This window comes from Pseudarthrobacter sp. AG30, assembly GCF_003116525.1.
GTDB lineage: Bacteria > Actinomycetota > Actinomycetes > Actinomycetales > Micrococcaceae > Arthrobacter.
Window position 1 is genome coordinate 271,900 of record NZ_QEHL01000001.1, and the last position, 13,316, is coordinate 285,215.

Genomic DNA, 13,316 nt, shown 5'->3' on the forward strand with positions numbered 1-13,316 from the left:
AACTATTCGGACCCGTCGTCCGCTGCTTCAAGGTGCTTGGCCATGGCTTCAACTGCCTGGTTCCACCGTTGGGTAAGAGCTTGCTTGCTCAGTGGTTCGAACATGCCGGTCAGGACTTTCTCCAGCGCATCATAAGCGGCGTCTTTGACGCGTTCCTGAGCCGCCGGGCTGTAATAGTTCATACCAATGATTCGAGACTCCCCCCGCGAAGGATGGCCGCTTGCAGCCATCGGCCCTGGACCCGTCCGCGGGGGCAGCGGGCACGAATCATTAGTAGAGAGGGCGATACCATATCGGCCAAGACCTTTTGGAGGGGTGTACTCGTGCCGCAACGATTAACCCAAGCGCCAGCATCGCCCTCACGCCGTCTTGTGATGACGGTAGTAGCGGCCGTATCGATGTTCGCTTTGGCAGGATGCGGCGCGGGTCCTGGTAACCCCGCGTATGTTCCAGGCACGTCGGCAGCGGCCCCAGCTGTTGCAAGCTCCCCACCAGCAGCAGCGCCGTCCGATATTCCCGCTACGGACGCTGGTGGGCCGTCGGGGGCTGCATTGATGGTCTGCGGCGACGAGACGCGGGGCAGCATCAGCCGGATCCTGGCTCTCCCCGCTGCTCCTGCTACCACAGCCTCCTGGGCGGACAAGCTCTACACCTGCACCTACGCGCTTCCCGCCGGGCCCCTCGTCCTCTCGGTCAAAGAAGCCGCGGACCCGGATACCGCCCGAGCCGACTTTCAGGACCTGCAGCAGACCACACCGGCGTCCGCACCGATCGAAGGATTGGCCAACCTCGGATTCCCGGCATTCCAAACGCCCGCCTCCGCCGTCTTCGCGAAGGACAACTTCGTGTTAACCGTGGACGCGGCAGCCCTCCCGGAAACAGTTGGACCAAACCAAGTCACGCGCGACGCGTTCGCCTACCAGGTGGCGACTACAGTCCTTGCCTGCTGGTCCGAATAGCACCAGATTCCCCCGGCAGGAACTCCAAGCCCGCCTGGTTGGGACGAGGCGTTTCCCGGCAGTGACCAATCCGTGATCCAGGCCACAACGAATTGCTGAAGTCACAGTCATGGGCGTGCCCATCAGGGGAGCGTTCACTGTCAACGGAGGAAACTCGTCATGAAGAAATCCGCTTTCCTGATTGCCCCGGTCCTGGCCCTGGGCGCCCTCGCGCTCTCCACCAGCCCGGCCCTCGCCGCAGACAACACGATGTACCAGGCAAACCTCGCAGCTATCAACGGCAGCAATGCCTCTGGAACCGTCATGATCACCGTCAACGGCGACCAGGCCACCGTGACCGAGAAGGTTTCCGGCCTCGCTGCGATGTTCAACGGCAGCCCCTACCCGCACGTCCAGCACATCCATATCGGTGCCAAGGGAACCTGCCCGGACATGTCAGCTGATACCAGCAAGGACGGCGTCATCAGTACCACCGAGGGCGCCCCCTTCTACGGCGGGATCGGCACGACCCTGTCTACCAGCGGTGACACCAGCCCTGCTGCCGGAACCGACCTGAAGGTCGCCGGGATGGGTGCCTCCTACACCTATAACCGAACCTTCACTCTGGACGCAAAGACGGCTGATTCGCTCAAGGCCGGGACCGCCGTCGTCGTCGTCCATGGCTTGGATCCGGCAACCCTGCCCGCCGCCGCGCAAAAAGAACCCAGCGATCTGGTCCCGTCCCTGCCGCTGGCCGCTACCTCGCCGGCCCTTTGCGGGACGCTGAAGGCAATGCCCGCCGGAGCCCCCGGCACTGGCATCACCACCCCGGCCCCGGCCGGCCCGGATCTGGGACTCCTCGCCGCCGGTGGCGGCCTCGTCCTGGCAGCCGGCGGAGCCTACGCGCTGCGCCGCAAGATGGCAGCCTAAGGGCCGAGAAGCAAAGGGAATTTCAGGGCTCTGATGGGATCTGAAACGAGCAGCCGCCGCGGACGCCTTGTCGCGTCTGCGGCGGCCGCCATGCTCCTGGCCGGCGGCATCACCGCCATCGGCCTGGGCCTGCACGCCGAACCACCCAACCCTTCTCCAACCAGCAGGGTGACGGCTGCAGCACCATCTCCCGACCCAACGATTCAGGCGCCCCCTGCGTCGCAGGCGGCTGTGGATCCGGCAGCGACCGACCCGACCATGCTTCCCGCGCCGCCGGACGCCGCCCTGCCGGCCTCCGTCCCGGTCCGGGTCCAAGTCCCCTCCATCGGGGTCGATGCAGGCCTGATTCCACTGGGCAAGCAAGCGAACGGCGAAATCCAGACCCCGTCCGGTGAACCGGGTTCTCCCGGGGGCTGGTACCAGGACTCACCCACCCCCGGCCAAACGGGGTCCGCGATAATCCTTGGCCACGTGAACGCCACCAACAGCGATGTCGGGCTGTTCTACCGGCTTCACGAAGTCACCCCAGGCCAGGACATCACCATCACCCGCGCAGACCACACAGCTGCCGTGTTCACCGTGGACAAGGTCGATGTCTACCGCAAAGCCACGTTCCCCACGATCGAGGTCTACCAAAACGCGGACCGCCCCGAAGTCCGGCTCATCACATGCGGCGGCTACAACCCCGCTACGAGGGAATACCTGGACAACACCGTCGTATACGCACACCTCACCTCCAGCCACCCCGCATCCTGATGCCTGCACCGCCCGCCCGTTCACGGTCGGCCTCGGTCCCAGGGCTTTCCGATGCCGATCCCGAAGGCCAACTCCATGAAGACCATCAAGACCAGCCAACGCCTCACCCTGACCCTGATAGGCGCAGCGACGATCATTGGGGCCAGCGCGTGCGGAACCGCCAGCGGCACAAGTTCATCGCCGGCGTCGTCAACAGCGGCCGGATCCGCCAGCGCCTCCATGGATCCAGGCATGAACATGGGCTCCTCCCCAGTGGCTTCGGCAACACCGTCGTCAATGGGAGAGGCCACTGGCACCTCAAGCGGCTCCGCCGGGACGGCGGCCGAGAGGACGATCCACATCAAATCATTCGCATACACCGGCGCGGACAGTGTCCCGGCAGGATCGACGGTGACAGTGATGAACATGGACAACGTGGCCCACACCGTAACCGCAGACGACGGATCCTTCGACGCAGTCGTCAAAGCCGGGACCAGCACTACCTTCACCGCCCCGGCAAAGCCGGGCACCTACACCTACCACTGCACCTACCACTCCAACATGCAGGGAACACTGAACATCAAATGAGCCACAGCTTGCCCTATCGCAGGGCCCTAAGCATACTGATGAAACACCACTGAATGAGTGCGACAGGAGACACATGAATCTCGAACAGGACCCCTATTCCCGCCTGCCTCAACTTCCCGAGTTCACGCTGTCCAGCACAGACATTTCCGACGGCGAGAAGCTTCCGGTTGCGCAAGCGAGCGGCAAAATGGGAATAGAGGGGGGCAAAGACCAGTCCCCCCAGCTCGCCTGGGAAGGATTCCCTCCGGAAACCCGCAGCTTCGCGGTCACCATATTCGACCCCGACGCTCCCACCGGCAGCGGGTTCTGGCACTGGGCGGCGTTTAATCTTCCGGTATCCACCACGTCCTTGCCCTCGGGTGCGGCAGATTCCGGGCTGCCAGCCGGCGCCGTGCAGTTGGCCAACGACGCCGGCATGCGCGGTTTTGTGGGGGCTGCTCCCCCACCCGGCCACGGCGTGCACCACTATCACGTCGTCGTTCACGCCGTTGACGTCGAACACCTGGACATCCCGGCCGATGCCAGTCCTGCCAACCTCGGCTTCAACCTCTTTACCCACGCAATAGCGCGGGCCCGGATAGTGGCAACCTTCGAACAGCCCTAGCAGGCGGCCTGGCGAACGAAACAGGTCACTCCTGTGGGGCAGCCACCCAGCCCGCGGTCAGGCCGGTGACCCGGCTGCCGTCCAGGTCGGCCAGTTTGGTGGCCACGAAGTCGTGCGCCCAGGACGAGGTCTGGATCCGGAAGGCGGGCTCAGCGCCTTCCATGGTGGCCAGCACCACCGCCGCGACATCCGCCGGTTGCTGCGCGCTGCTGCTGGCGAACTGTGTGCTGGTTCGTTCCAGGTAGGCCGTGATGGCAGGGGTGTAGGAGCCGGCCGTTTCCAGCAGGGCCGGGACATCGATCCGGGCGTTCGCCACGAAATTGCTGGACACGGCACCGGGTTCAATGACGTGCACCCCGACGCCAACGGTCCTGGCCACGGGCTGCAGGCTTTCCAGGAATCCTTCAACGGCAAATTTGGCCGCGCAATAGGCTTCGTTGAAGGGCTGGCCCACTATCCCGCCCACCGAACTGATGGTAACGACGCGTCCGCCGCTCTCACGCAGGTGCGGCAGGGCGGCGCGGGTCAGGGCCACCACGCCAAAGAAGTTGACTTCCATGGCGCTGCGGAAATCTTTTAGACCCAGCATTTCCACCGTACCCACCGCCGCACTTCCGGCGTTGTTGACCAGCACGTCCAGCCGGCCGTAGGAACTAATGCAATACGCAATCTCACGGTCGATGTCCGCCGCGTCCGTAACGTCAAGCCGACGAATGTCCAGGGATACTCCGGCCTCATCGGCCGCGGCCCGAAGCGCGTCCGCGCGCTGCAGGTCGCGCATGGTGGCAATGGTGGTCCAGCTTGCCCGCGCGGCCTCCACCGCGGTGGCAAGGCCTATCCCCGTGGACGTTCCGGTAATCAGCGCCACACCCTTGGCCGGCGTAGGTGACGGGGCAACGTTCTGTTCGCTCACGGGCGCTCCTTGGTGCTGATGGTGCTTGGGCCATTGGATGCCTTTAGTTTCTCCGGCGTCCCCGGATCCAGCAAGGCGCAGGCAGCCTTACCCCTTCCGCTCCGCCCGGTACGCGCTGGGGCTGATCCCGTGCAGCCTGCGGAACTGGCGGGAGAAGTAGAACTGGTCCTGCAGCCCCACCTCGCGGCCCACCTGCGCGATAGTCAGGCCCGTGGTATCCAGCAGGTGCCGCGCCCGCGCCATTTTCAGGGACGTGTGGTGTGCCAGCACTCCCCCGCCGGTCGCCTCCCGGAACAGCTTGCTCAGGTGCGACGACGAGACACCCACCAGCGCGGCCAGGTCAGCCAGCCGGATGGCGCCGTCCGCCCGCTCCTCCAGGTAATTCATGGCCTGCTGCAGCGGCGTCCCCTTCTCCGGAACCCGGCGGTCCACGGCCAACGTAGCCAGCAGCTTCCACGCCATTCCCGCAGTGGCAACCAGGCGGGCGGGTGACTGGTCCTTCTCCAGGGCGCTGACGATCTCATCCAGCATCGCCGTCAGCCGGTCTGCCGCCACCACCGGAACAATGCACCGGCCGGGCCTGACCCCGGCTCCCTCAACCAGCTCCGCCGCATCCGTTCCGCGGACGTGGCACCACCAGATCGTCCATGGATCATCCCCGGCGGCACCATACGCGTGGGCCTCGCCCGTGCCGCCGGGAAGGACGACGGCGGTCCCCTTGCCGACGTCGGTCCGCGCACCGGCGGTTTCCACCCACCCGCGTCCGTCAACACACAGGATGACGATGGTTTCGTCCGCACCCTGTGGCCGGTAGCGGCCATGGTCCGCGGCGGCGGGAAACAATCCTGCGTCGGTGACTACCAGGCGCCGGGTGATGGGACGGTTGAGGGCTTCGAGGACCAAGGGCCGGGGAACCACCACCAGCCGCTGATTCTGGAATCCATGCGCCCGTTCCACCTGCGTCCCCTCCGTCACGAAACGTCCATCCTACGACGGCGGGAGGGCTCAGCCCAGGTCTTCCCGCCAATCGGACCAGCACACCAGCTGCACCCTTTCAACGGCAAGCAAGTCCCCAGACGTGGCGTCCCGCAGGCGCTGGGCCGCGGCGGGCAGCCCCACCTCTGCATCTTTGGAAAGCGGCAGGACCTGGAGCAAGACCTCCGAGCCGGCGCGGATGCCGGCATCGCCGGTGTCGATGACCCACTCCGATCCGTCCCAGAAGCGGTCGGCCACCACACGGCCGTCCACGAGCAGCCGGGCAACGTCACCCGCCCAGGTGACCTCCAGCTCGGTGGGCGCACCGCCGGTGGCGGCGTCCGTCGTCGGAAGTTCAATCCTGTACTCCGCGGAGAGCTCCGCCATCGCTTCCCGGCCCGGCGCGGCAGCCCGGCCCGCCAGCGAGCCGAAGGACGCCGGAATGGCGGCCGCAGCGCGGACCGGCACCAGGGGAACGTCGCGGCGGGCAGGTGCCCTCAACTGCATTGCGGCAGATACAGCCTCAAACCGCCCGGTTTCGCGTGCATACCGCCGGACCGAGGGCGCGCCCAGCGAGCGGCCCGCCAGCAAGCCGACGGCGTCCATCCACACCGGTTCGGCGGACAGCACCAGCTCCCGGCCGCGCGGCGTCTCCAGCACCCACGCCTGGTCCGCCAAGGAAGCGGGGAGGACCAGGATCTTCAAAGCACCCCCGGAACACGTCGCCGTCAGCTGAGCCAGGGAGGGGCGGACAGCCCAGGCATTCCCGCCCAGCGGAGCAGCCTCGCCTTCCAGGACCGTCCCCTCCGGCAGGCACAGCCGCGGTTCGATGCCCGCTTCCGCGGCGAGCACCAGTGTCGGCGGTCCCCCGGAATCGAGCACTGTCAGCGCGGACGCGGTGGCCCAGAGCAACCGGACGCCCCCAATCTCCAGGTTCACCGGCCAGGCGGCGATGGTGCCTGCGGGGATGTCGACGGGCACGTCCGGAACCGTCACAGGCCCATCTGCCAGACCCAGGCGGAACTGCGCACCACTATATGCCGGAAGCGGTATATGCGGCTGGTGCCAGGTAAGGAACACAAAACCGGACGTCCCGTCGGAGCGCAACGCCCAGCGCAGCGTCTCCGAGTCCTCCACGCCGGACGGCTCCCGGTCCGGCAGGGTGGACGGCATCGGCGCCAGGAGGTCCCCGAACGCGGCGAGGAACGCGTGCTGCCGGCGCAGCAGGGCAAAGCCCGGCGCCAGCCTGCCGGATGCACCGATGGGCGCATGGAAGTCGTAGTCGAACTCCGGGAGGTCGTTCGGGTAGCCAGTCGCCTGGGTCTCCTGCAGGCCGGCCGCGGGGTTCGTCCCGCCGGCGAACATGTAATAGCCCTGCCAGCCGGAGCCGCTGCCGATCTTGTTGTTGGACACGGCCGCCACGTCCTTGCCCGCTGGCCATGGCCGGCGTTGATAGGCCGTGGCCATGCCGCCGGTCAGCTCGCAGGTGGCCGCCGGATAAAGGTCGGAGGTGGACCGGGGCGGCGCGGCCTCGTTTCCGGACAGGTGTTCGCGGAGGTCGGCCCCGATGCCGGGATCGTCCCACTGGTGGCTGAAGAAGTAGTGCTGGCGGAACGTCGGATCCCACGGCGCGCCGGCATCCACCCAGAATCCGTCCCCGTAACCGCCGAAGACCGGCAGCACCTCGGCCCCGGGCAGGTCCGCCCCGCCCCACGCGGTCGCGGTCCAGAGGGGGGCGCCGAGCCCGGCCGCCCGGGCCAGCTCCTTCAACCGGGAAAGATGGGCCGGCTGGTCGTAGAGCTCGTTGTCCAGCTGGATGCCGATCACGTTGCCGTCCGGACCGCACAGGCCGTGAAGCTCTGCCCCCAGGCGGTTGTACCAGCGCTCCACCATGTCCAGGTAGGCGGGATCATTGGTGCGGTGGCGGACGCGGGCCGCCTGCACCCAGTCCGGGAAGCCGCCGTTGCGGACCTCGCCGTGGGCCCAGGGCCCGATGCGCAGGACGACGTCCAGGTCCAGCGAGGCACAGAGCCGCACGAACGCCGCAACATCGAGGTTGCCGTCAAAGCGCGCATCACCTTCCACCGGCTCGTGGTGGATCCAGAAGACGTAGCAGGCCACGACGGTGATACCGCCGGCTTTCATCAGGCGGAGCCTGTCCTCCCAGCGGTTCCTGGGCAGCCGGCTGAAGTGGATTTCCCCGGAGACCGGGATGGCCGGGCGTCCGCCACACTCCAGGTAGTGGTTGGTGACCCGCCACCTGCCGTGCGGATCCTCGGTGTTGCTCATGGCCGGCCGCAGCAGGGCATTGCTGTGCGGCCGGTGGGTGGCGGTCAGGAGGTCAAGGGCCGTGTTCGGGGAGGGCATGGCGGATCTTTCAGGTCACAGGTGCGGTACGGATCAGGTGGTTCATGCGGCGCTGCCAGTCTTCGTCGGCCCACAGGGGGTGGTGCGGCGCAGCATTGGAGCACAGCACCATGCCCCACACGCCGTGCTCCAGGGCGGTGCGGATGCCGTGTTCGGCGAGCTCGCGCCCCACCGGCCCCTCCTCGAAGGTGCCCAGCAGCGGTGTGTAACCGATCCAGCCCTCGCCCACCACCGCGGGAACGTCCTTCCAGCGGGCCCATGCGGCGATGGCGGTCACCCGCGATTCAATCTCGCGCCGCATCACTTCCCGGTAGGGCCCGTATTCGTTGTACAGCCAGGTGTCCCAGGCATCGGGATCGAGCCAGTCGTAGCCGTAGAGCATCTGGCCGGTGACCACGGTGGCGCGGTACTTCCACTCGGGCAGGCGGCCATACTCCGCGACCGAGGGTGCGCCAGGCTTCAGCAAAGCCCGCAGTGCCCGGTTGGGAAACCCGCCGCTCCCTTCGGAACGGATGTCGATCTGCTGCTGCAGGGCGTCCAGCACGCCGTAGCTGTACACGTGGAACTGCGCCGCGCCCAGGCCCTCCGGCAGGGTATGCATGGCAACGTGCGGCGGCTTGCCGTAGCTGGCCGTGATCAACAGGTCCGGATGCAGCGAGCGCAGCCGCTCCACCTCACTACTGCCGTTGGCGAGCGGCGGGAGGATGGAGAAGTCCACCTCGTTGTGCAGTTCCACCAGGGCGATGCGGTCCCGGTGCCCGGCATCCGACACCTCGCCGATCAGCCGGTCCCAGGCGTCGGCCAGGGCACGGTACCGGTCTTCCAGCGGGACGGCGTCGATGGCTTCGAACCATTCCGGCGATTCTGCGAAGGCGGGTGACTGCTGGTACTCCCAGCTGGCCAGGATCACCACCAGCCCGTGCCGGGCGGCGGCCTCGAACAGGTCCAGGAGCCGGGTCCGCAGGTTGATCCGGTACCCGCCGGGAACGTCATACCAGCGGGTCCCCCTGCCGTATATCCCGCCGTCGGGCGCCGTTCCCAGTCCTTCGATCACCAGGTCCTCCGCGAGCGCCTCCAGCCCCAGCCCGCCATGGAGCAGCAGCGGCGCAGCGCAGATGCGGACGGCGTTGTATCCGAGCCCGGCGGCCCGTGCGCAGGCGGCGTCCAGGTCCGCGTAGGGTCCGCCCGCCTCGGCGCGGGTGTACCAGGAGAAGTCCCAGAGGCTGATGGCCAGGCGGGGCGGAAGGTGCGACGGCGGTGCGCCCGTCAGGGAGCGCGTGTCGACGTGCACCGTGCCGGACCCGAGGTAGCGGGGTTCTTCCGTCACGGGGCACCGGTTCCTTCCAGCTGCGGCTTGCGGGTCAGCAGGCGGCCCCGCCCGGCCAGGTCCCGCAGTGACGCAGCCGCCGTGCGGCGGGATGCAGCGGTGTCGGTGGCGAACAGCAACAGTTCCGGGAGGGATGTGGCGAAGTAGTCGGGCGCGGCGGGGGCGGCTTCGAGTTCGTCGGCCCGTTCCTCCAGCCGGCGCCATACGTCCTCGGCGTCGCCACCCCTGCCCAGGCGGGACATGGCGACGCCGCGCCAGTAGTCGGCCGGGCCGGCCGGGCCGGGTTCAACTGCCAGGGCGCCCGCCTGCCGGCAGGCCCGAGTCCAGGCCTCCACCGCGGCCTGAGCGTCCCCGGCACGTTCCAGCGCATCGCCGAGCGCCACGAAGCGTTCAGCCATGCTGTCCCGGGGATGCCGGCCTTCGCCCAGGTTCGCGGGCGCTTCGATGCCCGTGCGCAGCAAGGTGGCGGCCGCCGTCGGGTCCTGCTCCATCAACGTCCGCGCATGCTGCACCGCTGCCCGGTCGTAGGCGGCGAGCACCAGGCCCTCGCCCCCCTCGAACGGCTGGAACGTTCGGGATCCCAGGAGCACCAGGGCTTCCTGCGGCCGCCCCACGTCGGTCAGCAGGTTGGCGTAGAGAACGGCAAGATCGTCCCGCGCCAGGACGGCCGGTCCATGCTGTTCGATGGCGGCGAGCCGCTCCTCCGCGGGCAGCCCGCGGAGCTCCGACAGGACGGACCGTTCGAAGACGAGCCGCGCGTCATCCGGGCTTAGTTCCAGGGCCCGGGCAAGATACGCATCAGCGGCGGCCGGGTCGCCACCGGTATTAACCGTGGCCAGCGCAGCATTGCGCCACACCACGGGATCGGTGGACCCGTGGATCAACGCCTTCTGCAGGTGGCCCAGCGCATCCTTGGTCCGTTCCGCGTCAAGCAGCCAGCAACCCAGCAGCGCGTGCGCCACGGGATCACGCGGGTCGGCTTCGAGGGCCCGGTGCAGCGCATCGAACTCGTCCAGGCCGTACGGGAAGGCATGGGTGGTGTCCGCCCGCCGCGCCTTTGTCCGTTGCGCGGCAGCCTCCTGCGGGTCCAGCAGTTCTTCCAGCCATCCGGCGCGCAAGTAGTGGCGGATGGGCGCGGGGTTGCCGAAGGCCGGGTCAGCACCCGCGGGCGGCGCGCTTTCGGTCAGGTCCAGGGCGAGCTGCCACTGGCCTGCGCGGGCCAGCCAGCAGGCGACGGCCAGGCCGGTCTTGGGGTCTGCGACGTCAAGGGATCCGGCGAGCGAGAGGGCCACGGGATCGAGTGGATCCGCGGCCAGGATGTCCTGCAGCAGCCGGGCGCTGTCAGCCCTGCGGCCCAAGTTTTCCAGGGCCAGGTACCGGAGATGCCTGGCTTCCGGGCTGGTTGATTCCAGGGCCAGCGCGGCATCGGCATGACGGAGCCCGGTGGCCGGCTCACCTTCCCGGAGGGCCAACCGGGCCAAGGCGAGGCGGGCAGGGTGCGCCCAGGCCCTGTCCCAGGCGGCCTTCCCGAAGCGTTCACGGGCCTCAGCGAGCCGGCCCGTTCGTTCCAGGACCAGGCCCAGCCGGTAGCTTGCCTCCCCGCTGGGAGGGTTCAGGTTGCGGCCGGTCAGCCGGTCCAGGCCGGTTTCAAGGAGCTTCCGGGCCCCGGCATAGGCCCCGGTCCGATACTGGGTGGCAGCAAGGGCGGTGGCGGCGCGGGAATCCCCTGGATCCCGGCGGAGCATCTCCTCAAGGTAAGGCTGGGGCCTCCTGGTGGGGTGCCGGTTTTGGGCCAGGTGGGTTGCGGTGACATGGAGCTCGTCAGCGCTTTCGATCTCCCGCGGAGGCGCTGGTTCGGTGGCTGCCCAGGGCTCTGCGGGACGGTCCGTTGGCTGCCGTGGGGTCCAGGAGATGAGTTCCCTGGCGCCGTCCATGACGCTGAGGGCCAGGTCCGTTTCCTCGGCCGGGGCGGGCAGCTGAACCGTGGCGGTGAAGGGCCGGTCCGGGGACAGTCCGGCGGTCCACGTGTGGAGGGTTTCGCCATGAAGGGCCAGGACCACCGTGGCATTTTCCGTATGGCCCGTGCCGGCAACACCCACCGTGGCGGTCCGGCCGGCGTCGTCAAGGGAAAGCGCGACGGCGGCCTCCAGGTTCGCCTGGTGCGCCGGGCCGATGTGCCGGATGGGGTACCAGTACTGGCTGAAGGTGCGTATCTCGCCAGGAGCGAGGTAGCTGAAGTCCGGCTGGTTGTCGGTGAAGACGCCGGCCATCAGCTCGACGTACGGGCCGTCGTCGTCCGTTAGGTGCTTGTCCCAGGCCTTGCCCACGGAACCGTTCCCCCACGTCCACTGTTTCTTGCCGGGTGCAATGCTGCGGTCCGCCCAATGCACGAAGCCGGCCTTGGCGTCGTGGTCGTATCCGCCGAAGAAGCTGTCAGCCGTGTCTGTGACCATGTAGGACGTGGGGACGGGGATGTTGGCGTAGAAATCGAGCCGGTCGGCATCCGGGGTTCCATGCTGTCCGGCGAGCGCGGGGTAGTCCACGCCGTAGTAGGGCCGGTCGGCGCGGGGGAAGGCCGTGATGGCGCGGCGTGCATGGTCCGCCACGTGGGACACGTCGGTGGGGAAGAAGGACTGGTAGTTCCCGTGCACGCGGGCGGCGGCGTTCGCCCACCACAGGAAGGTTTGGGGCTCGTCCGTACGGTTGTAGAGCCGGGCCTCCACCTCGATGAGGGAGCTGCCTGGCCGGAGGCGGACGCCATGGGTTCCGCGCATCCGCTGCAACGGGTCCAGGTCCGTGTGCCAGGCGGTGACGCTGCCGTCGCCGGCAGGCTCCACGGCGGTTTCCACCGGCAGGAACGTGCCGGGCCGGTGGTGCTGGGGCCAGTTGAATTCCACTCCGCCGGAGATCCAGGGCCCGGCCAGTCCCACCAGCCCGGGCTTGATCACGTTGTTCCGGTAGAAGAAGTCATAGCCTGCGGTCTTGTCATATCCCACGTGGATGCGGCCGCCGATTTCGGGCAGCAGCATCAGGCGGACGTACCGGTTTTCCAGGTGGATGGCCTGCCACAGCCTGGGCTTCTTGTCCGGTTCGATGCTGTCGATGAACGGCATGGGGTACACCTTGCCGCTGGATCCCTGGTACACCCGCCGGTCAAGGAACAACGGATACCGGTCCGGCTCCCCTGGGGCGTAGGTGTCGATAAGGACGGGTTCGCTCCAGCAGGCCACGCCGCCTGCATCCAGGATGTCCTGCTGGTCCTGCGGCGCATCGGGCAGCACAATCCTGCCCGGCGGGGTAAGTTCGTTGGTCACCCCCCAAGGCTATGAAGGCGCCCTAGGCGGTGGCCATGGCAAAAACGCGCGGTTATATGGACGATCGTGTACGCGGCGTTGGCCCCGATGAGCCTAAAGCGCCAGCCGCGGCCCGTCCCCGGCGGGATGGACCGACGGCATGACCGGCAGGGACCCGGTAAGGGCTTCCACCACAGCGAGCTGGCCGGTGCCGTCCGGAACCCCCGGGTACTGGACCTGCGCCGGTTCGAGGGAGGGGGCCGGGTCTTCCTGCCGCATCCGGACCAGCGCCACCGCGGAGATCAGGAACCAGGCCACGTTCGTGACGACGGACGGCCAGGCCCCGTGCAGGGTTCCGTTAATGATGAAGGCAACGGAACCGAACAGGTTGGCCGTCTGGAAGCCCTTGCCTGCCTTCAGCCAGCCCATGGAAACGGCCAGGTACGCACTGAGTATCGCAACCGCGCCTGCCCAGCCGGCAATTTCCCACAGCAGTTCCATGGCGTCCTTCCAAGGTGGTGCCTGCGCAGTATCCGGGCAGGGCTCAAGATGGTGAATCAAGGTTTGGTTTCGCCGCGTGCCGGACCCGCGGGACCGCTCACATCCAGCTCTGCGTTGCCTCAAGCCCTGTTCGGGCGAGGACCTC

The 13,316-nt window shown here is 67.9% G+C and carries 13 protein-coding genes; 5 read left to right on the top strand and 8 right to left on the bottom strand.

The features are described from left to right. Window positions 1-2: 2 nt before the first annotated feature. Entirely contained in the window at window positions 3-182 is a 180-nt protein-coding gene (locus tag DC347_RS01300; RefSeq protein ID WP_109044171.1) for a hypothetical protein, read from the bottom strand. 372 nt (window positions 183-554) lie between these two features. On the opposite strand from DC347_RS01300, the gene DC347_RS01305 reads away from it, so the two are divergent. The 3 genes from DC347_RS01305 to DC347_RS01315 all read left to right on the top strand — a co-directional run bounded on the left by DC347_RS01305 (window position 555) and on the right by DC347_RS01315 (window position 2,624). After that, the gene (locus DC347_RS01305; protein WP_109044172.1) at window positions 555-959 is read left to right on the top strand and encodes a hypothetical protein; all 405 of its coding nucleotides are present in this window, start codon (window positions 555-557) and stop codon (window positions 957-959) included. Between the two features lie 159 nt (window positions 960-1,118). Continuing rightward, window positions 1,119-1,868 carry a hypothetical protein gene (locus DC347_RS01310; protein ID WP_109044173.1) on the top strand — a complete coding sequence of 250 codons (750 nt, stop codon included), beginning with the start codon at window positions 1,119-1,121 and terminating at the stop codon, window positions 1,866-1,868. Between the two features lie 33 nt (window positions 1,869-1,901). Then, window positions 1,902-2,624 carry a class F sortase gene (locus DC347_RS01315; protein WP_109044174.1) on the top strand — a complete coding sequence of 241 codons (723 nt, stop codon included), beginning with the start codon at window positions 1,902-1,904 and terminating at the stop codon, window positions 2,622-2,624. A gap of 20 nt (window positions 2,625-2,644) precedes the next feature. On the opposite strand, the gene DC347_RS21885 is transcribed toward DC347_RS01315, so the two are convergent. Next, complete coding sequence (locus DC347_RS21885; protein ID WP_165837963.1) at window positions 2,645-2,965, bottom strand: hypothetical protein; 321 nt, start codon at window positions 2,963-2,965, stop codon at window positions 2,645-2,647. On the opposite strand from DC347_RS21885, the gene DC347_RS21890 reads away from it, so the two are divergent. Next, window positions 2,901-3,191: a cupredoxin domain-containing protein gene (locus DC347_RS21890; RefSeq protein ID WP_109044176.1), complete on the top strand. Its 291-nt coding sequence runs from the start codon at window positions 2,901-2,903 to the stop codon at window positions 3,189-3,191. The genes DC347_RS21885 and DC347_RS21890 overlap by 65 nt on opposite strands. A 73-nt stretch (window positions 3,192-3,264) precedes the next feature. After that, entirely contained in the window at window positions 3,265-3,795 is a 531-nt protein-coding gene (locus DC347_RS01330) for a YbhB/YbcL family Raf kinase inhibitor-like protein (RefSeq protein ID WP_109044177.1), read from the top strand. Window positions 3,796-3,820: 25 nt separating this feature from the next. On the opposite strand, the gene DC347_RS01335 is transcribed toward DC347_RS01330, so the two are convergent. The 6 genes from DC347_RS01335 to DC347_RS01360 all read right to left on the bottom strand — a co-directional run bounded on the left by DC347_RS01335 (window position 3,821) and on the right by DC347_RS01360 (window position 13,171). Continuing rightward, window positions 3,821-4,708: an SDR family NAD(P)-dependent oxidoreductase gene (locus DC347_RS01335; RefSeq protein WP_109044178.1), complete on the bottom strand. Its 888-nt coding sequence runs from the start codon at window positions 4,706-4,708 to the stop codon at window positions 3,821-3,823. 87 nt (window positions 4,709-4,795) lie between these two features. Next, window positions 4,796-5,683 (bottom strand): AraC family transcriptional regulator, encoded by an 888-nt coding sequence (locus DC347_RS01340; protein WP_240617661.1) that lies wholly within the window; start codon window positions 5,681-5,683, stop codon window positions 4,796-4,798. A 30-nt stretch (window positions 5,684-5,713) separates the two neighbouring features. Next, window positions 5,714-8,050 carry a beta-galactosidase gene (locus DC347_RS01345; protein WP_109044179.1) on the bottom strand — a complete coding sequence of 779 codons (2,337 nt, stop codon included), beginning with the start codon at window positions 8,048-8,050 and terminating at the stop codon, window positions 5,714-5,716. A 10-nt stretch (window positions 8,051-8,060) separates the two neighbouring features. Beyond that, window positions 8,061-9,377 (bottom strand): cellulase-like family protein, encoded by a 1,317-nt coding sequence (locus tag DC347_RS01350; protein ID WP_109044180.1) that lies wholly within the window; start codon window positions 9,375-9,377, stop codon window positions 8,061-8,063. Continuing rightward, window positions 9,374-12,691, bottom strand: coding sequence for a DUF5107 domain-containing protein (locus DC347_RS01355; protein WP_240617662.1), 3,318 nt, complete (start codon window positions 12,689-12,691; stop codon window positions 9,374-9,376). The genes DC347_RS01350 and DC347_RS01355 overlap by 4 nt, the downstream gene beginning before the upstream one ends. A gap of 93 nt (window positions 12,692-12,784) precedes the next feature. After that, the gene (locus tag DC347_RS01360; protein WP_018763332.1) at window positions 12,785-13,171 is read right to left on the bottom strand and encodes a YgjV family protein; all 387 of its coding nucleotides are present in this window, start codon (window positions 13,169-13,171) and stop codon (window positions 12,785-12,787) included. Between the last annotated feature and the right edge of the window lie 145 nt (window positions 13,172-13,316).